The 25,215-nt window shown below is 37.1% G+C and carries 25 protein-coding genes; 16 read left to right on the top strand and 9 right to left on the bottom strand.

Features of this window, described 5'->3' with window-relative positions; translation table 11 throughout:
• Positions 1-3: 3 nt before the first annotated feature.
• The 5 genes from EL165_RS01495 (at position 4) to EL165_RS01475 (ending at position 5,634) form a co-directional block, all read left to right on the top strand.
• Complete coding sequence (locus EL165_RS01495) at positions 4-1,197, top strand: pyridoxal phosphate-dependent aminotransferase (protein WP_002979998.1); 1,194 nt, start codon at positions 4-6, stop codon at positions 1,195-1,197.
• A gap of 33 nt (positions 1,198-1,230) precedes the next feature.
• Positions 1,231-4,170, top strand: coding sequence for a M16 family metallopeptidase (locus EL165_RS01490; protein WP_002979999.1), 2,940 nt, complete (start codon positions 1,231-1,233; stop codon positions 4,168-4,170).
• Between the two features lie 148 nt (positions 4,171-4,318).
• Entirely contained in the window at positions 4,319-4,951 is a 633-nt protein-coding gene (locus tag EL165_RS01485; protein WP_002980000.1) for a peroxiredoxin, read from the top strand.
• A 126-nt stretch (positions 4,952-5,077) separates the two neighbouring features.
• Positions 5,078-5,386, top strand: coding sequence for a thioredoxin family protein (locus EL165_RS01480; RefSeq protein WP_002980001.1), 309 nt, complete (start codon positions 5,078-5,080; stop codon positions 5,384-5,386).
• On the top strand, positions 5,386-5,634 hold the full coding sequence (locus EL165_RS01475) for a DUF6952 family protein (RefSeq protein WP_002980002.1): 249 nt from the start codon (positions 5,386-5,388) through the stop codon (positions 5,632-5,634). The genes EL165_RS01480 and EL165_RS01475 overlap by 1 nt, the downstream gene beginning before the upstream one ends.
• A gap of 775 nt (positions 5,635-6,409) precedes the next feature.
• Here EL165_RS01475 and EL165_RS01470 read toward each other — a convergent pair.
• From EL165_RS01470 to EL165_RS01460, 3 genes are read right to left on the bottom strand one after another with little or no spacing between them, the layout of a single operon-like run.
• Positions 6,410-7,099, bottom strand: a complete 690-nt coding sequence (locus tag EL165_RS01470; protein WP_002980003.1) for a Bax inhibitor-1/YccA family protein — start codon at positions 7,097-7,099, stop codon at positions 6,410-6,412.
• Positions 7,100-7,137: 38 nt separating this feature from the next.
• Positions 7,138-7,572 (bottom strand): peptidylprolyl isomerase, encoded by a 435-nt coding sequence (locus tag EL165_RS01465; RefSeq protein WP_126358568.1) that lies wholly within the window; start codon positions 7,570-7,572, stop codon positions 7,138-7,140.
• A gap of 47 nt (positions 7,573-7,619) precedes the next feature.
• Complete coding sequence (locus tag EL165_RS01460) at positions 7,620-8,654, bottom strand: acyl-CoA reductase (RefSeq protein ID WP_002980005.1); 1,035 nt, start codon at positions 8,652-8,654, stop codon at positions 7,620-7,622.
• 59 nt (positions 8,655-8,713) lie between these two features.
• Between EL165_RS01460 and EL165_RS01455 the strand changes: the two genes are divergently transcribed.
• From EL165_RS01455 to EL165_RS01420, 8 genes are all read left to right on the top strand, one after another.
• Positions 8,714-9,064 (top strand): 4Fe-4S binding protein, encoded by a 351-nt coding sequence (locus EL165_RS01455; RefSeq protein WP_002980006.1) that lies wholly within the window; start codon positions 8,714-8,716, stop codon positions 9,062-9,064.
• 111 nt (positions 9,065-9,175) lie between these two features.
• Positions 9,176-10,240 carry a 3-phosphoserine/phosphohydroxythreonine transaminase gene (gene serC, locus EL165_RS01450; RefSeq protein WP_002980007.1) on the top strand — a complete coding sequence of 355 codons (1,065 nt, stop codon included), beginning with the start codon at positions 9,176-9,178 and terminating at the stop codon, positions 10,238-10,240.
• Positions 10,241-10,350: 110 nt separating this feature from the next.
• The gene (locus tag EL165_RS01445) at positions 10,351-11,316 is read left to right on the top strand and encodes a D-2-hydroxyacid dehydrogenase (protein ID WP_002980008.1); all 966 of its coding nucleotides are present in this window, start codon (positions 10,351-10,353) and stop codon (positions 11,314-11,316) included.
• Positions 11,317-11,318: 2 nt separating this feature from the next.
• Positions 11,319-12,563, top strand: coding sequence for a DUF1015 domain-containing protein (locus EL165_RS01440; protein ID WP_002980009.1), 1,245 nt, complete (start codon positions 11,319-11,321; stop codon positions 12,561-12,563).
• Between the two features lie 55 nt (positions 12,564-12,618).
• Positions 12,619-14,022, top strand: coding sequence for a M28 family peptidase (locus tag EL165_RS01435; protein WP_002980010.1), 1,404 nt, complete (start codon positions 12,619-12,621; stop codon positions 14,020-14,022).
• A 2-nt stretch (positions 14,023-14,024) separates the two neighbouring features.
• Positions 14,025-15,383: a M28 family peptidase gene (locus tag EL165_RS01430; protein WP_002980011.1), complete on the top strand. Its 1,359-nt coding sequence runs from the start codon at positions 14,025-14,027 to the stop codon at positions 15,381-15,383.
• 3 nt (positions 15,384-15,386) lie between these two features.
• Entirely contained in the window at positions 15,387-16,745 is a 1,359-nt protein-coding gene (locus EL165_RS01425; protein ID WP_002980012.1) for a M28 family peptidase, read from the top strand.
• Between the two features lie 913 nt (positions 16,746-17,658).
• The gene (locus EL165_RS01420; RefSeq protein WP_126358567.1) at positions 17,659-17,889 is read left to right on the top strand and encodes a hypothetical protein; all 231 of its coding nucleotides are present in this window, start codon (positions 17,659-17,661) and stop codon (positions 17,887-17,889) included.
• Between the two features lie 172 nt (positions 17,890-18,061).
• Here EL165_RS01420 and EL165_RS01415 read toward each other — a convergent pair whose 3' ends face one another.
• The 5 genes from EL165_RS01415 to EL165_RS01395 all read right to left on the bottom strand — a co-directional run bounded on the left by EL165_RS01415 (position 18,062) and on the right by EL165_RS01395 (position 22,033).
• Positions 18,062-18,283: a hypothetical protein gene (locus EL165_RS01415; protein WP_002980014.1), complete on the bottom strand. Its 222-nt coding sequence runs from the start codon at positions 18,281-18,283 to the stop codon at positions 18,062-18,064.
• A gap of 150 nt (positions 18,284-18,433) precedes the next feature.
• Entirely contained in the window at positions 18,434-19,009 is a 576-nt protein-coding gene (locus EL165_RS01410) for a hypothetical protein (RefSeq protein WP_002980015.1), read from the bottom strand.
• A 152-nt stretch (positions 19,010-19,161) separates the two neighbouring features.
• Complete coding sequence (locus EL165_RS01405; protein WP_228370561.1) at positions 19,162-20,199, bottom strand: peptidylprolyl isomerase; 1,038 nt, start codon at positions 20,197-20,199, stop codon at positions 19,162-19,164.
• 81 nt (positions 20,200-20,280) lie between these two features.
• The gene (locus tag EL165_RS01400; protein ID WP_002980017.1) at positions 20,281-20,793 is read right to left on the bottom strand and encodes an FKBP-type peptidyl-prolyl cis-trans isomerase; all 513 of its coding nucleotides are present in this window, start codon (positions 20,791-20,793) and stop codon (positions 20,281-20,283) included.
• Positions 20,794-20,962: 169 nt separating this feature from the next.
• Entirely contained in the window at positions 20,963-22,033 is a 1,071-nt protein-coding gene (locus EL165_RS01395) for a branched-chain amino acid aminotransferase (RefSeq protein ID WP_002980018.1), read from the bottom strand.
• Between the two features lie 85 nt (positions 22,034-22,118).
• Here EL165_RS01395 and mnmC2 point away from each other — a divergent pair, with 85 nt between their 5' ends.
• Together mnmC2 and EL165_RS01385 are read left to right on the top strand one after the other, a co-directional pair.
• The gene (gene mnmC2 / locus EL165_RS01390; protein ID WP_002980019.1) at positions 22,119-22,793 is read left to right on the top strand and encodes a tRNA (5-methylaminomethyl-2-thiouridine)(34)-methyltransferase MnmC2; all 675 of its coding nucleotides are present in this window, start codon (positions 22,119-22,121) and stop codon (positions 22,791-22,793) included.
• A 153-nt stretch (positions 22,794-22,946) separates the two neighbouring features.
• Positions 22,947-23,363 (top strand): NUDIX domain-containing protein, encoded by a 417-nt coding sequence (locus EL165_RS01385; RefSeq protein WP_002980020.1) that lies wholly within the window; start codon positions 22,947-22,949, stop codon positions 23,361-23,363.
• A gap of 21 nt (positions 23,364-23,384) precedes the next feature.
• Here the strand turns inward: EL165_RS01385 and EL165_RS01380 are convergent, their stop codons facing one another.
• On the bottom strand, positions 23,385-24,089 hold the full coding sequence (locus tag EL165_RS01380; protein ID WP_002980021.1) for a DUF4294 domain-containing protein: 705 nt from the start codon (positions 24,087-24,089) through the stop codon (positions 23,385-23,387).
• A 51-nt stretch (positions 24,090-24,140) separates the two neighbouring features.
• On the opposite strand from EL165_RS01380, the gene chrP reads away from it, so the two are divergent.
• Positions 24,141-25,214, top strand: coding sequence for a chryseobasin maturation metalloprotease ChrP (gene chrP / locus EL165_RS01375; protein WP_002980022.1), 1,074 nt, complete (start codon positions 24,141-24,143; stop codon positions 25,212-25,214).
• The last annotated feature ends 1 nt before the right edge of the window (position 25,215 follow it).

The following is a 25,215-nucleotide window of genomic DNA, read 5'->3' as shown; positions in this document are numbered from 1 at the left end:
TACATGGATAAACTTTCAGATAGAGTAAAAAGATTAGGATACTCACAGACATTTGTTATGTCTAATAAAGCCAGAGAGATGAAGGCTAACGGAATAGATGTAATCAGCTTAACTCTTGGTGAACCGGATTTTGATGTTCCGGATAATATCAAACAGGCCGCTTTCGATGCCATTAATCAGAATTACAGCCATTATTCTCCTGTTCCGGGATTTCTGGAATTGCGTGAGGCGATTGCTTATAAATTAAAAAGAGACAACAACCTGGAATATAAACCTACCCAGATCTGTGTTTCAAATGGTGCCAAGCAGGCCATTATCAATGTTCTCGCTGCTATCATCAATGATGGTGACGAAGTTCTTCTTCCTGCTCCTTATTGGGTAAGCTATGATGAAATGGTAAAAATGATGGGAGGCAATTCTGTGATTCTTCCGACATCTTACGTTACCGATTTTAAAGTGACTGCAGAACAGCTTGAAGAAGCGATTACAGAAAAGACTAAAGCAGTACTTTTCAGTTCTCCATGTAATCCGTCGGGAGGTTATTACACCTATGACGAATTAAAATCTATCGCGAAAGTTATCGCAAAGTATCCTCAGATAACGATCATTTCTGATGAGATCTATGAGTATATCAACTACGAAACAAAAACGACATCTATCGCTCAGTTTCCTGAAGTATACGAACAGACAGCCGTAATCAACGGAATGTCGAAAGCATTTGCCATGACAGGATGGAGAATCGGATATTCCGCATGCCCGGAATGGCTGGCAAAAGCTTGTGAAAAGGTACAGGGACAGATGACAAGCGGTGCTAATACGATGGCACAGAGAGCTTCTATCGTTGCATTAAAAACAGATCCTTCTGAATACAGGTATATGATTGATGCTTTCAAAAAAAGAAGAGATCTTGTGTATGAATTAATCAAAGAAATTCCTGGATTTAAAGTGGTACTTCCAAAAGCTGCTTTCTATTTCTTCCCGGATATTTCATACTATATCGGAAAAACATTGAACGGAACTGAAATTAAAAACTCTGACGACTTTGCGATGTTCCTTCTGGAAAATGCGCATGTAGGCTGTGTTGGCGGATTCTCTTTCGGAAGCCCTGAATGCATCAGATTCTCTTATGCCGCTTCTGAGGAGGAATTAAGAGAGGCCATGAAACGAATCAAAAACTTATTGGAACAATTCAATTAACAAATTAATAACCCAAAATAAAACACGACAGCAATGAATCTGTTAAAAAAACTGACCATCGCCACAAGTATTGCCGCAGCGAGTTTTGCGGGATATGCTTTTGGCCAGGATTTCCAGTGGAAAGAAGCTACTTCGAATGGCTACAAGTACAAGTATGTAACCAATGACCCTACTTCCGCAAGGTATTACACCTTAAAAAACGGACTGACGGTTATTTTGAGCCCTACCAATAAGGATCCGAGAATTCAAACTTATATTGCAACAAAAGCAGGAAGTAAAACCGATCCCGCAGACCACACCGGTCTTGCTCATTATCTGGAGCATATGCTCTTTAAAGGAACGAATCAATTCGGTTCTAAGGACTGGGCGAAGGAAAAACCGTTGCTAGACCAGATTGATGCACTTTACGAAAAGTACAATCAGACCAAGGATGAAGCTAAGAGAAAAGAGATTTACAAAGAAATTGACAGAGTTTCAGGAGAAGCCGCGAAATTTGCCATCGCAAATGAATATGACAAAATGATGGCTGGTATGGGAGCTGATGGCACCAACGCCTTCACTTCCTTTGAACAGACCGTATATACAGAAGATGTACCCGCCAACGTTCTTGACAAATTTCTTGCTGTACAGGCTGAAAGATTCAGAGAACCTGTTCTGAGACTCTTCCACACAGAGCTGGAAGCGGTATACGAAGAAAAAAACAGATCTCTTGATGACGACGGAGATAAAGTTTTCGACACCATGTTTGCCAATCTTTTTCCTAATAACAATTATGGGAAACAAACGACGATCGGAACGATTGAACACTTGAAAAACCCTTCACTGAAGGCTATCAGAGAATATTACAACACCTATTATGTTCCTAATAATATGGGGATTATCATGTCCGGAGATTTCAATCCGGATGAAGTGATTGCAAAGATTGACAAGGCTTTCTCTTATATGAAGCCTAAAACAATTCCTGAATATAAAGTAGGACAGGAAAAAGAAATCAGCGCCCCGATTGTAAAAGAAGTAGTAGGACCAAATCCTGAAAATGTAATGCTCGGATTCAGATTTCCGGGAGCTTCCACCAAAGATGCAAGAATGCTGAACCTTGTTGGAAACATGCTTACTAACGGGCAAGCCGGATTAATTGATCTTGACCTTGTAAAAAAACAGAAGTTACTTGGCGCTTATGCCGGATCTTATGCTTTAAAAGACTATTCCGTTTTGCTTCTGCAAGGAAAGCCTACTGAAGGACAATCTCTGGATGAAGTAAAAAATCTTCTTCTTCAGGAAATTGATAAATTGAGAAAAGGTGAGTTTTCCGATGATCTGATCCAGTCTATTGTAAACAATGAGAAGAAAGGGATCATTCAGAAGGATGAAAAATATTCGTCAAGAGCAAGTATCCTGATGGATGAATTTACTTCTGACATTGATCATAAAACATCCCTGGAATACGTTGACGAAATCTCCAGACTTACAAAAAAAGATATTATGGATTTCGCTTCCAAATATCTTCAGAACAATAACTATGTTGCTGTTTACAAAAGAAAAGGAGAAGACAAGAGCATTGTAAAAGTTGATAAACCAACCATCACTCCGGTTTCCGTTAACAGAGAAGATCAGTCGCCTTTCCTTAAGAAAATTGATGAAATGCCTGAAAACCCTATCGCTCCGGTATGGTTGAATTATGATAAGGATATTGATAAAAACAAATTAGCAGGTGTAAATGTACTTTCTGTAAAAAATACAGATAACGCCCTGTTCAGAATGTATTATCATTTTGATTCAGGAAAATGGAACAACAAAATCCTTCCGTTGGCAGCTGAATACCTGCAGTATTTAGGAACGAAAGATAAATCTTCTGAAGTGATCAGTAAGGAATTCTACAAACTTGCCTCTAGCTTTAATGTGAGCGCAGGAAACGAAGAGACCTATGTATCACTGGAAGGTTTAAATGAAAACTTCGATAAAACAGTTGCCCTATTTGAAGATCTGATTAAAAACTGCCAGGCAGATCAGGCAGCTCTTGATGCTTATAAGGTTAGATTGAAGAAAGCCAGAGCCAATGCTAAACAGAACAAAGGAGTTATCATGTCCGGATTGAGAAGCTATGCACAATATGGCCCTCAAAATCCATTCAATAATGTATTGAGTGATGCTGAACTTGACGCATTAAAGGCTGAAGACCTAATCAATGTTCTTCACGACCTGTTTAATTTCAAGCATAAAGTATTGTATTACGGTCCGAAAACAGGAAACGAGGTGGTTGCATCGCTAAAACCGATCCACAAACTTCCTGCAACGCTGAAAGATCTTCCTAAGTCTAAAACTTTCGTTCAGATTCCGACAGATAAAAACAAGGTATTGTTTGCGCATTATGACATGGTACAGGCAGAAGTTTTCTGGGTGAGAAACTCTGATCAGTACAATCCGTCAACGACGCCTACTGTAAGCCTGTTCAACAATTATTTCGGAGGCGGTATGGGTTCTATTGTTTTCCAGACCATCAGAGAATCTAAGGCACTGGCCTACTCCACTTATTCTTATTTTGCTCTTCCAAGTAAGAAAACAGATAAGGATATGATTATGGCTTATGTAGGAACCCAGGCAGACAAATTCAATGAGTCTACAACAGCCATGAATGAGCTTTTAACAACGCTTCCAAAATCTGAACAATTATTCGAAACAGCAAAAAGCGGATTGAAAAAATCAATTGCTTCAGAAAGAATTACTCAGGACGGAATCATTTTCTCTTATCTGAAATCCCAAAGGCTTGGAAACAATTTTGATATGAGAAAGAATGTGTATGAACAGGCTCCAAAACTATCTTTTGCAGACATCAATGCTTTCCATGACAAAGAGATGAAAAACAAGAACTACACCTATTGCCTTGTTGCTTCTCAAGATAAAGTAAATGAAGCCGATATGCAGAAATTGGGTGAAGTAAAAAAACTTGATTTAACTGAAATATTTGGTTATTAAAATAAACAAAAAGCCCTGATGTCAGGGCTTTTTTATTAAACAACACGTCAAAAACAATTATAGATTTTATTTATCAATATTTGTTTGTTTGATAGATGAATCTTTTATATATTTGCATAAGAAATTTAAATATAAAAACAGAAAAATTATGTCTTTAGTAGGAAAAAAATTCCCGAATTTAACAATTGACGCAATGTCTGAAATGGGTGACGATCTTAGAATCAACATCCTTGATGAAGCAGTAAACAACCAGCAAAAAGTTCTTTTATTCTGGTACCCTAAAGATTTCACTTTCGTATGTCCTACAGAGCTTCACGCTTTCCAGGAGGCTTTAGGTGAATTCGAAAAAAGAAACACTAAAGTAATCGGTGCATCTTGTGATACTAACGAAGTACACTTCGCATGGTTGAACACACCAAAAGATAACGGAGGTATTGAAGGAGTAACTTACCCACTTTTAGCTGATACACACAGACAATTGGCAAACACTTTGGGAATTGTTGATCAGGATTTCGAATATGATGAAGATGGAAACGAAGTTTTCACAGGTTCTAACGTAACTTACAGAGCAACTTACCTTATCGATGAAACCGGAAAAATTTTCCACGAAGCGGTAAACGATATGCCACTAGGAAGAAACGTAAAAGAATTCTTAAGACTAATTGACGCTTACACTCACGTTCAGAAACACGGTGAAGTATGTCCTGCAAACTGGGAAGAGGGAAAAGAAGCAATGAAAGCTGACAGAACTTCTACTGCAGAATACTTAGCTAAGAACTAATATAATGTGTTAATTTGAAAATGAGATAATTTGAAAGTTAATCTCAGGATTATTAAAAGTTATCTCATTTTCTTCTTTACAAAACATTGACACATTTTCAAATTAACAAATTTTCAAATTACGATCATGTATACAGAATTAACCGAAGATACATTACAAAATATAGTGAACGACAATGAAAAAGTAGTTGTTCAGTATGGCGCGACATGGTGCGGAAACTGCAGAATCATGAAGCCGAAATTCAAAAAATTAGCAGCTGAAAATGATTCTATCCCATTTTTATATGTAGATGCAGAAAAGCTGCCTGAAAGCAGAAAATTAGCAAAAGTAGACAACTTACCTACTTTCGCCATCTTTAAAAACGGAGAGCTTGTAAACCAGGTTCAGTCTAACCAGGCAGAAAGTTTAATTAACCTTTTTAATGAATTAGCATAATGAAATTACCCGTAATCAGACAGTTTTATCAGAATCAGACTCCTGAAAACCTTGAAAAAACATTAGAAGTACTGGAAAGTTTCTGCGAGTTCAGAGGAACAAGCGAAGAAGATTTAAATGTTGCAGGAGAATTAATCACCAACATTTGCGGAGCTTTAGAAGTTCACGCCAATGTACAAAACGGAATGAGTGAGAAAGATGCTTTAAACTCTTTTGCTCAGAAGGTTTTAGGATCAATTGACAAATAATCTTTTGATAATTCTATCAAAAAAATTATAAAAACACAAAATACAATACCTGAGGTTTTTCCTCATTACTATACTTTTTTCTATTCTTTAAGAATCTTTATTTCAACTGTAAAATGTACTTCGAAGGACCGTAACCGGTAACATGAAGCTGGAAGCTGTATGGAAAATTTTAAAGAATAACCAATAAAATCCCGGTGATATTTTTCATCAGGATTTTTTGGGTTTAATTTCCCAAAACCACAAATAACACAAATGATTTCACAAATTTCACAAATACGACAGAACAGTTGAAAAGGTATTCATCAAAAAAAACACATCATCACTGTGTCAATCTGTGAAATCCGTGGAATTTAATAATCATAAGTTTCGGCTAAAGCCTTTGGATGGAACTTATTTATGTAAACGGGCTAAAGCCCGTTCCTATTGAATTCGTGTTATTCGTGAAAAATATTTGTGGCATTAGTGTTCAACCCATTAAACCACAAATAACACAAATGTTTTCGCACAAATTTCACAAATATTAAAATTCGTTTTTTTTAAAAATATATACAACCATCCGTGCCAATCTGTGAAATCTGTGGGATTAAATAATCAATATAATTATAAGTTTCGGCTAAAGCCGTTGAAAAAGATTCATTTAAAATAAACGGGCTAAAGCCCGTTCCTATTGAATTCGTGTTATTCGTGAAAACATTTGCGACATTTGTGTTTAAATAAAAAAAATCCCGATGAAAAATCACCGGGACTATATTTTAAAGCTAATACATCTTATCAATTAGTTTCTTCTGCTCATCAGAATACTCAGAATATACCAGAATAAAAGCATAATAGAAGCAAAAAGCTGCAATGCCGCTCCCACATACTGATTCGTACCATAAGAATCTTTCAGTTTACTTGTCTGATACAGAATGGTAGCTGAAGCTAAAATCACCATTCCTACAGAAAACCATAACCCAAGGTTAAAACCGAAGATCATTCCTCCCACAATCAATCCGATGGAGATAAACCCACCGATTATAATAATGTTTCTTAAAAAAGAAAAATCTCTTTTAGAAGTAAATGCCACAGCAGAAATACCTGCAAACATAGCAATGGTTAAAGTAGCTGCCTGAAAGATTACATTAGCTCCACCCTGGATATTGGTAGCAATAAAAAGAAGTGGCATAAAGATAATTGCTTCCAGCAAAATGTAAAATCCTAATCCTAAATACTGAGTAGATTTGCTTTGAGAAAGCGACCATTTGGAAGCTAAAACAGAAGCTAACCAGAAAACTCCGATAATCAGCAGCCAGATATATTTCTGACTAAACATCATAAATATAATTTCCTGCGGAACCGTTTTCAATAATATTGTTTCCACTCCAATAAATGCAAGAATCGATAATGCGACATGCAAATACGTCTTCTTGTAAAAATTTGCCTTCTCCACCTCTGAAGAATGAGCAACTAAAACATCTGTCATCATAGTTAATATTTTTTTGTTAATCGAAAATAAATTAAGTCTTATTTCGAGGGCAATACCCCAAGAATTTTTCCGTCATCCTCAAATACAGCGGTAATTACTTCCTTGGAAGATCCACCCTCATATTTATATTTAATACTTGGATGACTGATTCCGTCCATTGTTTTATAATATCCGGCCTTCAAGACTTCAAGTTTTTTGTTGGGATCAATACCGTCTTTGACTTTTTTAAGCACATCATCCGTCACAATTTCCTTTACCTTCTCAGAAATCAATCCATCAATAGCCGTACGGTCTGAAGCCTGTAAAGCTACAACGAACTTCTGGAAGTTATCATTATACAAACTGACCTTCTCCTTACTTATAGTGGCCTGCACTTCCTTTTCAGGACTGTTTCCAACCTTTGCACCGGTTACTTTCTGTGCAAAAACCAGCTGTCCGCCAACAAGCGCCAGTCCTAGCAATAATTTTTTCATAGTATTCATTTTTGTTTTGGTGAAATAAGTGATGGAAGATACGAAAATCAGACCAGTTCTAAAAATTTCATTGTATCCACATTATCTGCGTAGGTATCAAGACCCGGATTTTGTGCTTCCCCAAACGGAATTGCATTCATTCCCAACTCCTCCTTTGCCACTACACACTGAATATTTTCTTCATTTTCTGCGATAAAGTCTTTCACATCATCCAAAGATTCATATCTGCTGAAATTGATCACAGAAAGCGGACTGAACAGTTTTTCATCCTCTTTCAGCATCACAAAATTATTATCCCAGAATTTATCCTGATTCAAAAGATAAACCGCTCTGTTATAATCATAATTATTGGCATATTTATTATGATTGATGATATCCTGGAACCCTAAAAAGTTCTCAAACAGCCTGTCAATCACAAAATCCTGCGGAATAAAAATTCTCGTTACATTTCTGCATCCCAATCCGAAATACTGGAAAATATCTTTTGCAAGCAATTGCAGTTCTTCATTCGTTTCATCACCTTTAAGCACCGCAACAGAAGTCCTGTTTTTACGGATAATGCTCAAATGATTTTTGAAATAATATTCCAGATATCTTGCTGTATTGTTACTTCCTGTCGCAATAACGGCATCAAAATTCTCTAATTTTTCTACAAATTCAAAAGTTACGTTCTCACTGGAAAAGTCATTCCATTTCTTTAATAAAAACGGAATCATATATTTATCTTTTGAAGACAGCTTAATCACAGGAATATGATTGGCCAGAATCACGGAAATCACATCATGAAATCCTACCAAAGGAATATTTCCTGCTAAAATAAGTCCAACTCTTTTTGAAATTTTAGAAATGGAATAATGGGCCAGCCAGTTTCTGATGTTATCTTCAGTCAGAAGTTCTGCCCATTGCTGTAAAGCAAATTTCTGATTATCAATGGTAAACCACGGATTCTCTATTTCAGATCTTTTTAACAATAATTCAATATCAGCATCATCTTCATTGTGATCCTCCGGTTTCTTCGCTAAAAACGCTTTTATATAATCGCTTAACTTAATAAGTCCTAAAACTTGATTTTCGGTATTCATAATTACTTTAAAATTGGGTAAAATTTTGTAATTTTGTGCAAATTTAAAAAAAATTAGCGATGGCTATTAAAATAACTGATGAATGCATTAACTGTGGGGCTTGCGAACCAGAATGCCCGAACAATGCAATATATGAAGGAGCTGTAGATTGGAAAGCTTCTGACGGTACGGCTCTTCAAGGTACAATTACTTTGCCGTCAGGACTTACTGTAGATGCCAATGCACCACAGGAACCTGTAAGTGATGATGTATATTTCATTGTAACAGATAAGTGTACAGAATGTAAAGGATTCCATGAAGAACCTCAGTGTGCAGCGGTATGTCCTGTAGACTGCTGTGTGCCTGATGAGGACCATGTAGAATCTGAAGAAGCTCTGCTTAATAAAAAAGCATTCTTACACGGTGAATAAAAAACTTCCGTCTCATGATCTGTGAGGCGGTTTTTTTGTCCAAAAATCCCAAATTAACCAAAAAATAAAGCTAAAGGAATCTCAATCCGGAAGCAACCAAAAAATAAAAATATGAGCAAAAAGCACAACTTCAGCGCAGGACCATGTATTTTACCACAGGAGGTATTTGAAAAATCAGCACAGGCTATCTTAGACTTTAACGGTATCGGATTGTCTCTACTTGAAATTTCCCACAGAAGTAAGGATTTCGTTGCGGTAATGGACGAAGCGCGTGCCATTGTAAAAAGATTGATGAATCTTGGTGATGATTATGAAGTACTTTATTTAGGAGGAGGTGCCAGCCTGCAGTTTGCAATGGTTCCTTACAATCTGATGAAAGTAGGTGGAAAAGCAGCTTACCTGGATACAGGAACATGGGCAGCGGGAGCCATCAAAGAAGCAAAAAAAGTAGGAACAGTAGACATAGTAGGCTCATCAAAAGAAGAGAACTATTCTTTTATTCCTAAAGATTATACAGTTGGATCAGAATATGATTATTTCCACTGCACTTCCAACAATACAATATACGGAACTCAGATGAAATCTTTCCCTGAAGTGGATACACTGATGGTTTGTGATATGAGCTCTGATATTTTCTCAAGACAGCTGGATTTTTCCAAGTTTGACCTGATCTATGCCGGTGCCCAGAAAAATATGGGACCTGCAGGAGTTACTTTAGTAGTTGTGAAAAAAGATATCCTTGGAAAAACAGGAAGAGAAAACATGTTTTCTATCCTGGATTATTCTCAGCACATTGCTAAAGAATCGATGTACAATACTCCACCGGTATTTCCTGTGTATGCCTCTTTACTTACCCTTCAGTATCTTGAAAGAAACGGAGGAATTGCTGCTGCAGAACAAAGAAATGAAGCAAAAGCCAAGCTTTTATATGATGAAATCGACAGCAACCCGTTATTCGAAACTTTCTGCGTAAAAGAAGACCGTTCACTGATGAATGTTTCTTTCAGAATTACAGACGAAAGTAAGAAAGAAGAGTTTGATAATGCATGGAAAGCTGCCGGAATCAGTGGCTTAAACGGGCACAGAAGCCTTGGCGGCTACAGAGCAAGTTTATACAATGCCCTGCCGATTGAAAGTGTACAGGTTCTGGTAGATGTGATGAAGTCGATAAAATAGCTTATATTAGGCGACCGAAAAATAAAAAGATATCAGACAGCAGATGTCAGACAACAGACCTCAAAGTTTGATTTCTGACATCTTGTATCTAACATCTATAAAAATAACAAATGAAAGTTTTAGCAAACGACGGAATCTCAAAAGCAGGAGAAAACGCTCTGAAACAAGCCGGAATTGAAATTCTGGACAATAGAGTAGCCCAGGATCACGTTATTAATTTTATCAACGATAATAATGTGACTGTTCTTCTTGTGAGAAGTGCCACGAAAGTGAGGCAGGATCTGATTGATGCATGTCCTGGTCTTAAAATTATCGGAAGAGGCGGTATCGGAATGGATAATATTGATGTGGAATATGCCAGAAGCAAAGGCATTAAAGTCATCAATACTCCTACAGCATCTTCAAAATCAGTGGCGGAATTGGTTTTCGGACATTTCATCTCACTGGCAAGGTTCCTTCATGAATCCAACAGACTGATGCCTCTGGAAGGAGAAACGCATTTCAATGCGATGAAAAAGTCATTCAGCAACGCGCATGAACTTTCAGAGAAAACATTAGGAGTAATCGGCTTTGGAAGTATTGGCCAGGAAGTTGTAAAAATAGGAATCGCTTTAGGAATGAAAATAACCGTTCTGACAAGAAGTCCGAAAACAGAAGTTCTAACGCTGAATTTCTTCGATGGACAGTCAGTTAACTTTGAAATCACTTCCACCAATGATATGGAAGCATTCCTTAAAGATGCCGATTTCATCAGCATCAATACGCCGAAGACGAATGAGTATATTCTGGACACGCCTCAGTTTGAAAAAATGAAAGACGGAGTCTATATTGTAAATACTGCAAGAGGAGGTGTCATCAATGAAGTGGCACTGATTGATTTTATTGAATCAGGAAAAGTAGCCGGAGCGGCACTGGACGTTTTTGAAAACGAACCGAACCCCGAGTTACCTTTGCTGATGAACCCTGCATTATCACTTTCCCCTCACATAGGCGGAAATACGGTAGATGCACAGGAGAAAATCGGTATCGAACTTGCAGAACAAATTATTAAGCTACAAAAAGAAACTATAAGATAAATATGCCTGTTTTTAAACCTTTCCGTGGAATAAGACCTCATAGAGACTTTGAGAGTACTTTCCCTACCCATCCACTGGATAATTTCACCCAGGAAGAGATTGCAGAGAAAGCTCAAGTTGAAAATACTTACATCAATATGATCAAACCCTATGTTGTAAGTAAATCCAAAGATATTGACCGGAACCTGAGAAAGATCCGTTCTACATTTGAAGAACTTCTGGAAGAAAAGAAATTAGTCCAGGACAATTCAGCCTATTATCTTTATGAGCAGATCTATCCCAACAAACAGATGTTCAGAGGACTTCTGGGATTGGCAAGTATTGAAGATTTCTGGAATGGAAAAATCAAAAGACACGAAAGTACCATTCCGCAGAAAAAAGAAAAACTGGCCCATTATCTTGAAAAAGTAAACTTGCAGGCAGAACCTGTACTTCTTACCTATCCGGCCAATTCAAAGATTGAATTGCTGATGAACCATGAGGAAAAAAATGTTCCTATCTTCAACCATGTGGATTCGCTGGGTATCAGACACAAAATATGGAGAATTGACAATCGCCTGAAACTTCAGCAGTTTAAGGAAGTAATTGATCAGATTGATTCTTTCTACATTGCCGATGGACACCACAGAATCGGATCTACAGCATTAAATGCCAAATACCATAAAGAGAAAAACAAAAAACATAACGGTACAGAGCATTACAATTTTGTATATAGTTTTATTGTTTCTAACCAGTCGATCAAGATTCATGACTATAACAGAATCTTACATGATCTGAATGGAATTGCTCCGGAAGATTTCCTGAAGCAGCTTGAACAATATTTCCTTATTCACGAAAAAGGAGAAACACCATACTACCCTTCTCAAAAGTTCCACATTTCGATGTATATGGACGGTAAGTTTTATTCTCTTCACGTAAAGCATGATCTTCGTTCCAAGGAAATGTCTCTGGACAATCTGGATCACCATCTTTTAGACAAGTATATTTTCAAAAATATTCTGAAAATTGAAGATCCGGACAGCTCTGAGCTTATTTCTTATGTAAAAGGAACCTCCAATATCAACGGAATCAATATTTTAAAAGAAAAAGTGGATAACGGTGAAGGTAAAGTCGGTTTCGGAATTTATCCTGTAAGTTTTAATGATATGATTAAAATTTCAGACTTAAAACTAAGCATGCCTCCGAAATGTACATTCATTGAGCCAAAATTGATTACAGCCTTAGTAATGTATGATATGAAACCTTAATAATTTCCTATTTTTTCCCTAATTTTATCAATGGAAAAAGAAAGGTAAATAATAAATGAAAAAAATATTCATTATACTTCCACTCTTTTTGAGTGGATTTTTATTTTCTCAAAAAAAGCCACAAAAAAATCCGGCAAAAAAAGGAACGGTTGCCAAATTCAATTATCATGATGAGTTCAGAAAAATTTCGGATGAAATTATGACCAACGGCGCTGCTTATGAAAACCTGGGAGAACTTACCAAAGGAATCGGGCCACGTTTCAGTGCCACACCAGGATATGCAAAAGCCGTAGAATGGGCAGAAAAAAAATTTAAGGAAATCGGCATAAACATGATCTGGAGGCAGGAAGCCAAAACCCCGGTTTGGATCAGAGGAAAAGAATCACTGCAGATAAAAGCAGGAAACGGAGACTGGAAAAATATCAGGATGCTTTCTTTTGGAAACTCTGAAGGAACAGGCGGAAAAGACCTTACAGGTGAAATTATTTTAATTAATTCCACATCAGAGCTTAACGCTATGTCGGTAGGGCAATTAAGAGACAAAATAGTTTTCGTAAATGTTCCAATGGACCCGAAAATTATCAATACCAGTGATTCCTATTTACAAACTGCAAAATCAAAATTAATTTCCGCATCTGTTATTGCCAAAACAGGCGCAAAAGCATTAATTATAAGATCATTAACAACTGCCAATGATGATACTCCGCATGCCAAAATGATTTACTACGAACCGGATGATAAAATTAAAATTCCGGCTTTGTCTATCGGGGTAAGATCTGCGGATGAATTGGAGAAAACCCTGAAAAGTCAAAAAGTTACCGCTAAAATCAATATGACCGCACAGTCAAAAAGCGATACCACCAATCCCAATATCATTGCTGAAATTCAGGGCAAAAAAGATTCTAAAGTAATTGTTTTAGGTGCCCAGCTTGATTCCTGGGATGTTGGCGAAGGCGCCATTGATGACGGAACAGGTGTTGTGCAGTGTATTGAAGTCTTAAGGACGTTGAAAGCGCTTGGATACGAAAATAATCACACCATCAGAGTAGTTTTGTATGCCAACAGTGAAAACGGAGGACAGGGCCGCGAAATGTACGCCGCTTATGTAAAAAAGAAAGAGGAAAAACATGTATTTGCTTTAGGAACTGATGCCGGAGGATATTCTCCACGGGGATTTTCTTTAGACATGTCACCTCAGAGAAGAAGACTGGTATATCCATGGAAAGAATATTTTCTTCCTTACGGAGTTTATGATTTTGACCAGACTGAGGCTATTCAGGACATTTCACCCTTGAAAAAACTTGATATTCCCTTGGCAGAGCTCGTTGTAGATACACAAAGATATTTCGATTACCATCATTCCGAGCAGGATACTTTTGATAAAGTGAATAAAAGAGAACTACTGCTCGGAGCGGTTGCCATCACACAGATGATTTTTATGGTTGATAAAAACTGGTAACAATGAAAAAGATATTAGGAACATCATTATTATTTTGTGGAATATTTGCTTTCGGCCAGTCCAAAGAAGATTCCATTCAGTTCAGAAAAATTTCCACCGAAATTCTGAACAATGGCAAAGGATATAATGAATTAAGAGAACTTACCCAAACAATAGGCAATCGTTTAAGCGGTTCTGAAGCCTACGAAAAATCGGTACAGTGGGCAGCACAGAAACTCCGTGATGCCGGAGCTGATAAGGTGTGGCTTCAGGAAGTCATGATCCCGGTTTGGGTAAGAGGAAAAGAATCCCTGCATATTCAAACCTCCAAAGGAAAATGGAAAAACATCAAAATGCTTTCGCTTGGAAATTCTGAAGGAACAGGAGGAAAAGATGTTTCAGGTGAAATCATCATAGTAAAATCACTGGAGGAATATGATCAGCTTCCCGCTGAAAAGGTGAAGGATAAGATTGTCTTTTTCAATTACCCTTTTAATCAGGGAAATGTACAGACTTTCATTTCTTACCGTGATGCAAGTGCTTACAGACGGACTACAGCTTCTTTAACGGCTAAAAAAGGAGGCAAATTTGCCATCGTCAGGTCACTTTCTTCAGCTTTCGACGATGTTCCCCACACCGGAAACATGCGTTATGACGAAAATATTCCCAAAGTACCAGCTGTAACCATTGGAAACAGCTCTGCTGATGAGCTTGAAGCGTTGTTAAAAAATCATAAGGTTACTGCTAAACTCAATTCCAACTGCGGAATGAAAGGCGAGAAACTCTCCCACTCCGTTATCGGGGAAATTACAGGCCAAAAAGATCAAAGCGTTATTGTGGTTGGCGGACACCTTGATTCCTGGGATGTAGGTGAAGGTGCCCATGACGACGGAGCCGGGATTGTGCAGAGTATCGAAGTATTAAGAACCTTTAAAAAATTAGGCATACAAAACAACCACACCATTCGCGCGGTTTGCTTTGCCAACGAAGAAAACGGAACAAAAGGAGGAAAACAATATGGCAAAACAGCGAAAGAAAACAATGAAAAACATCTTTTTGCTATAGAATCAGATGCCGGAGGCTTTTCACCCAGAGGAATTTCCCTGGAAATGAATGCCCCTCAGAGAAACCAGATCAAAGGCTGGGTTAATCTGTTCTTACCATATGGCGTCTATAACTTTGAAGGAAAATATTCCGGGTCGGATATCGCTCCGCTTCACGAAATGGGTGTTCCCACTGCTGAACTGGTTCCAGATCCACAGCGTTATTTTGATATTCACCATACGGAGGAAGATACTTTTGAAAAAGTCAACCGCAGAGAACTGCTGCTCGGTGCTGCAGTAATGACACAACTTATTTATATGATTGATAAAAATTGGTAAACAATGAAAAAGATATTAGGAACTTCACTATTACTTTTTGGAATGCTTGCTTTCGGCCAGTCTAAAGAAGATTCCATTCAGTTCAGAAAAATCTCCACAGAAATCCTGAACAACGGAAAAGGATATACTGAGCTGAGAGAACTTACAAAGAATATCGGACATCGTTTAAGCGGGTCTGAAGCCTATGAAAAATCCGTAAAATGGGCTGAACAAAAACTCCGTGATGCCGGAGCTGATAAGGTGTGGCTTCAGGAGGTAATGATCCCGGTATGGGAAAGAGGAAAAGAATCCCTGCACATCCAGACTTCGAACGGCAAGTGGAAAAGCCTTAAAATGCTTTCTCTTGGAAACTCGGAAGGCACCGGAGGAAAAGATGTTTCAGGGGAAATCATCATGGTAAAATCTATGGAAGAATATGATAAGCTTCCCGCGGAAAAAGTGAAAGATAAAATTGTTTTCTTCAACTATGCTTTCAGCCAGTCTTTCATAGAAACCTTTAAAGCATATGGTGATGCTGCCAAATACAGAACTACAGCCGCTTCTCTGACAGCCAAAAAAGGAGGTAAATTTGCTATCGTTAGATCTCTTTCTTCTGCATTTGACGATATTCCCCACACCGGAGCAATGCGCTATGAAGACAAGGTTTCCAAAATACCGGCTGTAGCCATCGGAAGTACTACAGCAGACGAACTGGAAGCATTATTGAAAAATCAGAAAGTAACGGCAAAACTCAATTCCAACTGCGGAATGAAAGGCGAGAAACTCTCCCACTCTGTTATTGGTGAAATCACCGGTAAAAAAGATCAAAGTGTTATTGTTGTCGGCGGACACCTTGATTCCTGGGATGTAGGCGAAGGTGCCCATGATGACGGAGCCGGGATTGTTCAAAGTATTGAAGTATTGAGAACTTTTAAAAAATTAGGAATTCAGAACACCCACACCATCAGAGTGGTCTGCTTTGCCAATGAAGAAAACGGAGTAAAAGGCGGAATTCAATATGGTAAAACAGTAAAAGAGAAGAATGAAAAACATCTTTTTGCCATAGAAACAGATGCCGGAGGTTTTGCACCGAGAGGAATTGCCCTGGATATGGATGATGCCAAAAGAAACCAGATCAAAAGCTGGTCAAACCTGTTTCTTCCTTACGGAGTTTATAATTTTGAAGAACGGTTTTCAGGCACCGACCTCTACCCGCTTCATGACATGGGAATTCCTGCGGCCGAACTGATGCCGGATTCTCAGCGTTATTTCGATATTCACCATACAGTAGAAGATACTTTTGAAAAGGTGAACCGAAGAGAACTTTTATTAGGCGCTACTGCTTTGACACAGATAATCTATATGATTGACAAAAACTGGTAAATATGAAACCGTCTGTAAAGACGGTTTTCTTTTTAAACACTGTTGATAAATCATCAATTTAAATATTTTTCCCCACTGATTTTGCAGATGTGCACAGATGATCATGCAAATCTTTTAATAGCTTGATTCGTATGATACTATTTGTGAAATTTGTGTAAAAATATTAGTGCTATTTGTGGTTATGATTAAACACAAATGACACTAATAATTTCACGAATAACACCAATTTCATAAAACTCATTTTATTCAAATAAATTAAAAATAAGTTGAAAACAGTATTCTAATCATTAGTTCTATCTTTAAGGACACAAGCTTCATGCTAAACTTTTCCCATCATATTATAAATATGAAAAACAATTTCTCCGTAATATTTTCTTTGTTGTCATTAATAACACCTAAGTAATAGAAAATTTTTCTATGTTTAAGGAAATAACAGAAGAAAACACGCTTCAATACTGATCTCATCAATCCCGTGAAACAAAGTGTCAATCGCATAATCTGAACTTTGGCATAATATTGGCATGTAAATTATGGAGAAAAAAAATAAAAAAACACTAAGGATGAGAAAAAAGGTTTTCTGTGGATTTTCAGTTTTTCCACTGATTCAAATTCATATGTAAATATGAATCCCTTTTTTTTCTACGATGCCGTAAAAGATACGGGCCCCTGATCAACTAACCCCCATTAGTTTTTCATAGCAGTTTTGCACCCGTATCTGACTGGTATCACAATAACCAGGAATCATTTATTGATTCAAAAAAACAAAATATCCCGGACTTTCAGCCCGGTATCATAATATAAATAAATGGCAAAGTCATCGTGAACCTTAGCCCAGTAAAAGAATATATTCTTTTTACCGTGATGAGTGCGCCTTTATGATATAAATTAATGTATAACCCTTAAAATGTTAGTAATGATGAGAGCGTTTTTTGAAATGATTTTTAAGAGAAATGAAGATGCTGCGAAATTGCATATATGGAGCCTAATGCTGGTGTTGAGTTTTGCTGCATTTTCTGTGTTGGTATACGCCACAAAACCAAGCTTTAACAGCTTAATTATATACCTGACGGCATTTGCCGCTTATATCGGGTTTGGCCTTGTATTCATCAGTTCCCTGGCCGGAACACGTGTGAAGAAAAGATAACAAAACATATAACTTTCAATTTATTTTTACTTGGAAAACCGCCCTGTTTTGGGGCGGTTTTTTATTATTCAAGTTATTTAAAAAATATATTTTTCATTTCCAACAAAAAAAGCCACTCCTTCTGGAGCAGCTCCCGTGATAACAACAAGTGCTATCATCACATCGTAAAAATTTATTCTTTAAACATATTCTTCAGCATTTTTTCGAGGATCTTCTGGGTTTCTTCCTCGATCATTTTTCCGGATTTTTCAACCATTTTTTCCCTGAAAGGCTCGCAACAGGCTTTGATACCGAAGCCTTCATCTGTTTTAATCAGTTCCGGATGCAGATTGTGCGTTTCACATACTTCCGACTCTATTTCCTTTTTTATCTCATCGTAATTCAGATCCAACATATTTATTTTGTTTCTTATAAGTGCTGGATAAAGATAGAAGTAATAACTCCTTACCGAAATCCGTATTTTTACGGTATTTACAGAAAATAAAGAAGTGTTTCTTCATGACAGCTCTATGCTTATATAAAACCAGCACTTACTGCTTAATCTTTAAAACTTATCCAGAATTTTCTTCGGTAAAATTTTCACCAGTTCTTTTTTATATTCCTTTTCAAGCATCACAAATTTCCACGCCTTTTTATCTTTTGAAACCGCACAGGTTTTCATACCAGCGTTGATGAGATAAGAACCTTCGCTGGCTACATATTTCACATTATCCGCACCGTACTTAGCTGTTAAGGCACCGCTCATTTTCTTTTTCATGTCATCATTTAATGAACTGACGTTGCATTTCAGTTTCAAAAAGTAATGGGTGATAGAAAAATATTCACCGGTAATGAGTTCAGGTTTTTCAATAGTTCCAAACTTTAAATCCTGTACTTCAATTTTCATGAATGGATTATTGTAAGTCATATTCAAAATTTGGGTCATCTGCTCTTTTGAAACTATCGTGAAGAATTTTGGATATATACAGCTTACCGCCTGATCGATCTTTTTAGATTGAATGCTGTTTACAAAATAAGTAAGTGATTTTTTTATTGCGGCATCGTCCGGATTTGCCCTGGTCTGTGAAAAAGCCATAAAAGACAGCATAACGAACAGAAGCAGAAGTGATTTGGTTTTCATGATTGAAGGGTGTTACATTTTTGCCAGAAAAATTATTAAACTTTCCAACTGTAAAATATGTCGTGATATTGACTCAGATCGTTACAGAATATTTTGAGCAAAATAAAAAAGCCATCCTTTCGGACGGCTTTTACCATATTTTGAAGATTCAATTATTTTACTTTTACAAGCTCAACATCGAAAACCAACCATGAGTTTGGCGGGATTACCCCTCCTGCTCCTCTTTCTCCGTAAGCCATTGCCGGCGGAATCAATAATGTTGCTGTTTCACCTTCTTTCAATAAAAGGATCCCTTCATCCCATCCTTTGATTACTCTTCCCATTCCGATTGGAATTTCGATCGGCTCATTTCTTTTGAATGAAGAATCAAACTCAGTTCCGTCCACTAATTTACCTGCATAGTGTACAGATACATTGTCACCAGCTTTTGGAGCTTTACCGTCAGCTGTTTTTGTGATTTTATAATAAAGACCGGATTCAGTTTTCTGCATACCAGCTTTCAGGCTTTCTACCAATTTCTCCTGGTTAGCTTTGAATTCTTCTTCTTTTTTCTTTCTTTCAGCTTCTTCTTTAGCGATGAAAGCTTTATTGTTTTCTGCGATTTTAGCTTTTCCTTCGTTAAAAGTTTTAGCTGCATCGTAGTGTTTGTACTCGTCACCTTTGCTGAAAACAGAAACTTTTTCTAAAACGATATCTGTTTTAGGCTTATCCTGAGCTCCTTTTTCAACGTTAGCAATAGCATCAATCACTTCAGTTCCTTTTACTACTTTTCCGAAGATCGTATGTCTTCCGTCCAACCAAGGAGTAGCTACTTCAGTAATAAAGAACTGGGAACCGTTTGTGTTAGGTCCTGAGTTCGCCATAGAAAGGATCCCTTTTCCTGTGTGTTTAAGGTCATTTCTTTCATCCTCGAATTTATATCCCGGATCTCCCATACCTGTTCCCTGAGGGTCACCTCCCTGGATCATGAAATCTTTGATTACTCTGTGGAAAATAGTTCCGTCATAGTAAGGAACTCCTTTAGCCTTAGCTTTGTTATCGATTTTCCCTTCTGCAAGACCGATAAAGTTGGCTACAGTTACTGGTGCTTTCTTGTCTTCAAACTTCACAATCATATTTCCTTTTGTGGTTTGAAGATTGGCATAAAGTCCGTCATTAAGACCTTCGTAAGTTTCTTTGTCTACGTTCATTTTTTTATAAATTGGGGTACAACTCATCAGCGAAATACTTGCCGCTGCCAGAATTATATTCTTGTTAAACAATTTCATGTATTATAGAGCTTTTAATTTTATGATTAATGGAATGTCGTTGTCTATTTTCTTTTCGTCTCCGTAGGTTCCGTAAGCCAGTGAAGACGGTACCAAAAGCGTTACTTCCTCTCCATCCCGTATAAAACGTAAAGCATTCTCCACCGCTTTCAGTTCATCAAAATGCCCGAATCTGGCATCTCTCCTTTCAAAAGGCTTGTCATAGATTTTAGTCTCGTCAAAATCATACAGATCATAGGAATAGGAAATCATGGTTTCATCCTTCCTTTTTTCTCTCTGATCATAACCTTCCACCGTTACCCAGTAATTAAGCTGCGTAGGATAATACTTTACAGACTGGCCATTGATCCAGTCCTGAATCTGGCCCCGTTCTATAGTATTTAAGTTTTTCATCCTGTTTTTGGAAACATCCAGATCTTTCTGGCTTAAAACACCGCCTACAGGAGGATGAGCCGTCTGGGCATTTCTGTTGCAGCTCAACAGGCTTATGGCTGATATGAAGAGTATTTTTTTCATAAACTTTTGCGAAAATACACATTTCGGGAATTAATTACAAAACTTGGTTAAGAAATGTGTGAATGTAATAAAATATGAATCTGATCTTAAACTATTCATACATTTTTATAAATACATAGATACAAAAAAGCCGGGAAAAACCCGGCTTTCATATTGTTATTTTATGCTATTATACTGTTTCCAAAGCGTGGTCTACAATAACTCTCCATCCGAAAGGATCTTCAGACAGGTTCGTTTGTAAGTCTACAAGGTCTTTCTTAAGGATCGCTGCAAAGCTTTCTTCATCAGATAATCTTGGAAGATCAAGTTTTTCTCCCTGGTATCCTAAAGCCTGGAACTGAGTGGTTACTACAGCCGTACCTACTCCCCAAACTTCTTTAAGAGAACCGTTCTTTAAAGCTTCAATTACTGTTTTTACAGCTATAGGCTCTACTTTTACTTCGATTCCTCTTCTCTTTGCCAACTGAATAAAGCTGTCTCTTGTTACTCCGTCAAGGATTTTTTCAGAAGTCGGAGGTGTATAGATTGTATCGTTGATTCTTACAAATACGTTCATTGTACCACTTTCTTCGAAATATTCGTGAGTAGCATCATCTGTCCAGATGATCTGCTCATATCCTTCTTCTATAGCCAATTGTGTAGGATAGAAAGAAGCAGCGTAGTTCCCTGCAGCTTTTGCAGAACCTACTCCTCCGTTTGCAGCTCTTGAATAGTGGTCAGAAATTTTCACTGATACCGGTTCTGAATAATAACTCTTCGCTGGCGTTGCAACGATAGCAAACATATATTTATTCGAAACTCTTGCTTTCAAAGCTTCTTCTGTAGCAAAAATCAAAGGTCTGATATAAAGAGACATTCCTTCCCCCTGTGGAATCCAATCTCTGTCGATATCTACTAATGCTTTTAATCCGTCTAAAAACATTTCTTCAGTCACTTCGGGCATAGCAAGACGCTTCGCTGACTTATTGATACGTTCAAAATTCTTTTCAGGCCTGAAAAGGAAAACCTGCCCGTCTTTGTCTTTATAGGCTTTCATACCTTCAAAACAAGCTTGTCCATAATTTACTCCCATCATAGCAGGTGTAAATGGAATCGGACCGTAAGGAACTAATTTTACATCACCCCATTTTCCGTTTTCATACTCACAAATGATCATATGATCGATGAAAGTATTTCCGAATGAAAAATTGTTAGGGTCAAATGTAGAAATTCTGGAGTTTTCAGTTTTTTGAATTATCATTTTTTAAAATTTTTACGATGTTCTACAAATTTAACATAATTTTCTAAATATAAAAATTTTAGAGTAAATTTGACAAAAAAATAGCTTGAAAAGAGAAATTAAGACCACAAACGATGGTAGTAAAACATTGTTTATCAATGAATTAAATGAAAACTACCATTCTCATCACGGGGCACTACAGGAAGCCGAACACGTGTTTATCAAAAATGGACTGAATTTGATAAATGATTGCGAAATTAATATTTTAGAACTCGGTTTTGGAACAGGTTTGAATGTTTTGGTAACAATTAATGAATATTTAAAAACTGACAAAAATCATGTCATCAATTATTTTTCGCTCGAAAAATACCCCATAAATGAATCCGAAGTTAAAGATTTGGCTTACGATGAACTTTTTGATAACCCGGAGTTAAAAAATATTTATCAGAAAATTCATCTGTCAGATTGGGAAAAGTCAGTAGAAATTATTAGTGGATTCAACCTAAAAAAGATAGAATGTGATTTTTTTGACCTGAAAGACATTGATCTGCCTGAAATTAACCTTGTCTACTTTGATTGTTTTGGCGCCAGAGTACAGCCTGACCTTTGGGAAAAACCGTTATTTGAGCTGGTTGCTGACAAAATGGCCATTAACGGATTATTAACAACTTATTCTTCAAAAGGCAGCGTAAGAAGAATTCTTCAGGAATTGAATTTCCAGGTTGAAAAAAAACAGGGCCCGCCGGGGAAAAGAGAGATGATTAACGCAGTGAAACTGTAAAAGGCAAAGGGGCAAAATTGCTAAAAGGCAAAAACTATCCAGAAGCGGATCTTCAAATTTGCTTTTCAGCTATTTTGTTTTTTCCCTATTTCGCCTTTTCACCTCTGTAAAATTTCCTTACATTAGCTATACAAAATATTATACATTATATATATGATAGATAAGATCAACATTAGAGTGTATGCATGTGCGGTAAAAGATAAACAGGTTTTAACCTTATTTGAAGAATATGCCGGCGAACCTTTAATGAAATTTCCGGGTGGCGGACTGGAATACGGAGAAGGCGTACTGGAATGCCTGCATCGTGAGTTTGATGAAGAACTGAATGTAAAAATAAATGTACTGGAACATTTCTACACCCAGGAAAACTTTCTTGTTTCCCGTTTCAGAGAAAATGAACAGCTGCTTACCATATATTATATTGTAGACATCATCAATGAAGAAGATTTTATTATTATGGATCCCTGTATTGAAAAAACAGAATGGATTGATATTGACAGACCAGACAATCCTTTCCCGCTTCCGATAGATAAAATTGTATTTAATAAATTAAAAGAAAAATTCCTGTAAGTAATCTTACAGGAATTTATATTATTTCTTTACTTTAAAATCGCTTGCTCCCGGGTAAGGCTGTAAATAACCTGAGTTCCAATTGGACTGCAGCAGTGATTCTATAAATTCATCACTTCTGTTGGTATGAGGGTCATAACGTTCTTTCAGATCAATATCAGCCATTTTTCCTTTTACATTCCACCAGAAAGCGCTCCATCCACCTCTAAGTTCTTTGATAATTTCAAAGACATTTTTACCGGTAGCCCTGTTCATCAGTTTTGCAAAAACCTGTCCTTCGGTAGTAGTAAGATCTCTCAGTTGTTTCTCATATTGGTCAGCCAGTATATTCTGTCTCTCTCTTACAAACTTTCTCTTGGCTTTACTATCCATATCATTCATATCTTTCTGAATATCCCTGTACTGCTGCAATGCGGTAACAAATAACGGATATACCCTATAGAGTTTTTTATTCAGGAAGTAATAGTAATTCTTATCCAGCTGATTGTTAAACCGTGGCTTGTTCACCAATACCAGTTCATCTAAAACGACGACAGGTTCTCCATTGATTTCATAAACCTTAATTTTCTGCTGCTCGTCGTAATAATATTTATTACCGAATTCATCCACTTTCAGAGATTCGGGCGGGTATTGATTGAGAGGTTTTGCCACAATACCATCCTTCTGACCGAAAACACTGACTCCAAAAAAGAGAATAAAAAGGCAGATAATCTTACTAAAATTCATTATTTTTACACTTATAAGAACAAAAATTGAACGCAAAAATCATTCCTTTTTATGAAATTTGAAAAGAAATCTTTGAAATTTTTAGAAAAATACCTAAACACTTCATCACCAACAGGTTACGAACATAAAGGACAGGAAGTCTGGATGGATTACATCAGACCGTATGTAGATAAGATAGAAATAGACCATTATGGAACCTGCTATGGGATTATCAATCCGGAAGCTGAATTTAAAGTAGTGATTGAAGCGCATGCTGATGAAATCTCATGGTATGTTAATTATATTACTGACGATGGATTGATTTATGTCATCAGAAATGGAGGCTCAGACCAGACCATTGCCCCTTCCAAAGTGGTGCATATTCACGGAGAAAACGGAATTGTAAAAGGAGTATTCGGATGGCCGGCCATTCATACAAGAACAAACCAGAATGAGCCGACTCCAAAAATCGAAAATATTTTTATAGACTGTGGCGCTACTTCCAAAAAGGAAGTCGAAGAAATGGGAATATATGTAGGATGCATGATTACTTATCCTGACGAATTCTTTGAAATGAACGACCGTTATTTTGTGTGCAGAGCTTTGGACAACAGAATCGGAGGTTTTATGATTGCTGAAGTAGCAAGACTTTTAAAAGAAAATAAGAAATCAATTCCTTTCGGGCTTTACATCACTAATTCCGTACAGGAAGAAGTAGGCTTATATGGAGCAGATATGATTGCTGATACTATCAAACCGAATATTGCCATTGTAACGGACGTCACCCATGATACTACCACTCCGATGATTGAAAAGAAAAAAGAAGGTGACCAGAAATGTGGTGCAGGTCCGGTAGTTTTCTTTGCACCGAGCGTTCACCACACCATCAGAGAATTAATCATTGATACTGCAAAGGCTAAAAAAATTCCTTTCCAGAGAGCCGCAGCCAGCAGAGCTACAGGAACTGATACAGATGCCTTTGCCCATTCTAACGGCGGAGTACCAAGTGCGTTAATTTCCTTACCTTTGCGTTATATGCATACTACGGTAGAAATGGTGTCTAAGGAAGATGTAGCTAATGTTATTAAACTTATCTACGAAACGGTCCTTAAGATCAAGCCGGAAATGAAACTGAAATATCATTAAA

This window comes from Chryseobacterium gleum (assembly GCF_900636535.1).
GTDB lineage: Bacteria > Bacteroidota > Bacteroidia > Flavobacteriales > Weeksellaceae > Chryseobacterium > Chryseobacterium gleum.
The sequence above is the reverse complement of the archived record's forward strand: the minus strand, read 5'-3'. Positions and strand labels throughout refer to the sequence as shown.

Excerpts from the sequence above, each read along its gene's own strand:
- EL165_RS01495 (WP_002979998.1), top strand. The coding sequence starts at position 4 with ATGGATAAACTTTCAGATAGAGTAAAAAGATTAGGATACTCACAGACA.
- EL165_RS01490 (WP_002979999.1), top strand. The coding sequence starts at position 1,231 with ATGAATCTGTTAAAAAAACTGACCATCGCCACAAGTATTGCCGCAGCG.
- EL165_RS01485 (WP_002980000.1), top strand. The coding sequence starts at position 4,319 with ATGTCTTTAGTAGGAAAAAAATTCCCGAATTTAACAATTGACGCAATG.
- EL165_RS01480 (WP_002980001.1), top strand. The coding sequence starts at position 5,078 with ATGTATACAGAATTAACCGAAGATACATTACAAAATATAGTGAACGAC.
- EL165_RS01475 (WP_002980002.1), top strand. The coding sequence starts at position 5,386 with ATGAAATTACCCGTAATCAGACAGTTTTATCAGAATCAGACTCCTGAA.
- EL165_RS01470 (WP_002980003.1), bottom strand. The coding sequence starts at position 7,099 with ATGATGACAGATGTTTTAGTTGCTCATTCTTCAGAGGTGGAGAAGGCA.
- EL165_RS01465 (WP_126358568.1), bottom strand. The coding sequence starts at position 7,572 with ATGAAAAAATTATTGCTAGGACTGGCGCTTGTTGGCGGACAGCTGGTT.
- EL165_RS01460 (WP_002980005.1), bottom strand. The coding sequence starts at position 8,654 with ATGAATACCGAAAATCAAGTTTTAGGACTTATTAAGTTAAGCGATTAT.
- EL165_RS01455 (WP_002980006.1), top strand. The coding sequence starts at position 8,714 with ATGGCTATTAAAATAACTGATGAATGCATTAACTGTGGGGCTTGCGAA.
- serC (WP_002980007.1), top strand. The coding sequence starts at position 9,176 with ATGAGCAAAAAGCACAACTTCAGCGCAGGACCATGTATTTTACCACAG.
- EL165_RS01445 (WP_002980008.1), top strand. The coding sequence starts at position 10,351 with ATGAAAGTTTTAGCAAACGACGGAATCTCAAAAGCAGGAGAAAACGCT.
- EL165_RS01440 (WP_002980009.1), top strand. The coding sequence starts at position 11,319 with ATGCCTGTTTTTAAACCTTTCCGTGGAATAAGACCTCATAGAGACTTT.
- EL165_RS01435 (WP_002980010.1), top strand. The coding sequence starts at position 12,619 with ATGAAAAAAATATTCATTATACTTCCACTCTTTTTGAGTGGATTTTTA.
- EL165_RS01430 (WP_002980011.1), top strand. The coding sequence starts at position 14,025 with ATGAAAAAGATATTAGGAACATCATTATTATTTTGTGGAATATTTGCT.
- EL165_RS01425 (WP_002980012.1), top strand. The coding sequence starts at position 15,387 with ATGAAAAAGATATTAGGAACTTCACTATTACTTTTTGGAATGCTTGCT.
- EL165_RS01420 (WP_126358567.1), top strand. The coding sequence starts at position 17,659 with ATGATGAGAGCGTTTTTTGAAATGATTTTTAAGAGAAATGAAGATGCT.
- EL165_RS01415 (WP_002980014.1), bottom strand. The coding sequence starts at position 18,283 with ATGTTGGATCTGAATTACGATGAGATAAAAAAGGAAATAGAGTCGGAA.
- EL165_RS01410 (WP_002980015.1), bottom strand. The coding sequence starts at position 19,009 with ATGAAAACCAAATCACTTCTGCTTCTGTTCGTTATGCTGTCTTTTATG.
- EL165_RS01405 (WP_228370561.1), bottom strand. The coding sequence starts at position 20,199 with ATGAACGTAGACAAAGAAACTTACGAAGGTCTTAATGACGGACTTTAT.
- EL165_RS01400 (WP_002980017.1), bottom strand. The coding sequence starts at position 20,793 with ATGAAAAAAATACTCTTCATATCAGCCATAAGCCTGTTGAGCTGCAAC.
- EL165_RS01395 (WP_002980018.1), bottom strand. The coding sequence starts at position 22,033 with ATGATAATTCAAAAAACTGAAAACTCCAGAATTTCTACATTTGACCCT.
- EL165_RS01385 (WP_002980020.1), top strand. The coding sequence starts at position 22,947 with ATGATAGATAAGATCAACATTAGAGTGTATGCATGTGCGGTAAAAGAT.
- EL165_RS01380 (WP_002980021.1), bottom strand. The coding sequence starts at position 24,089 with ATGAATTTTAGTAAGATTATCTGCCTTTTTATTCTCTTTTTTGGAGTC.
- chrP (WP_002980022.1), top strand. The coding sequence starts at position 24,141 with ATGAAATTTGAAAAGAAATCTTTGAAATTTTTAGAAAAATACCTAAAC.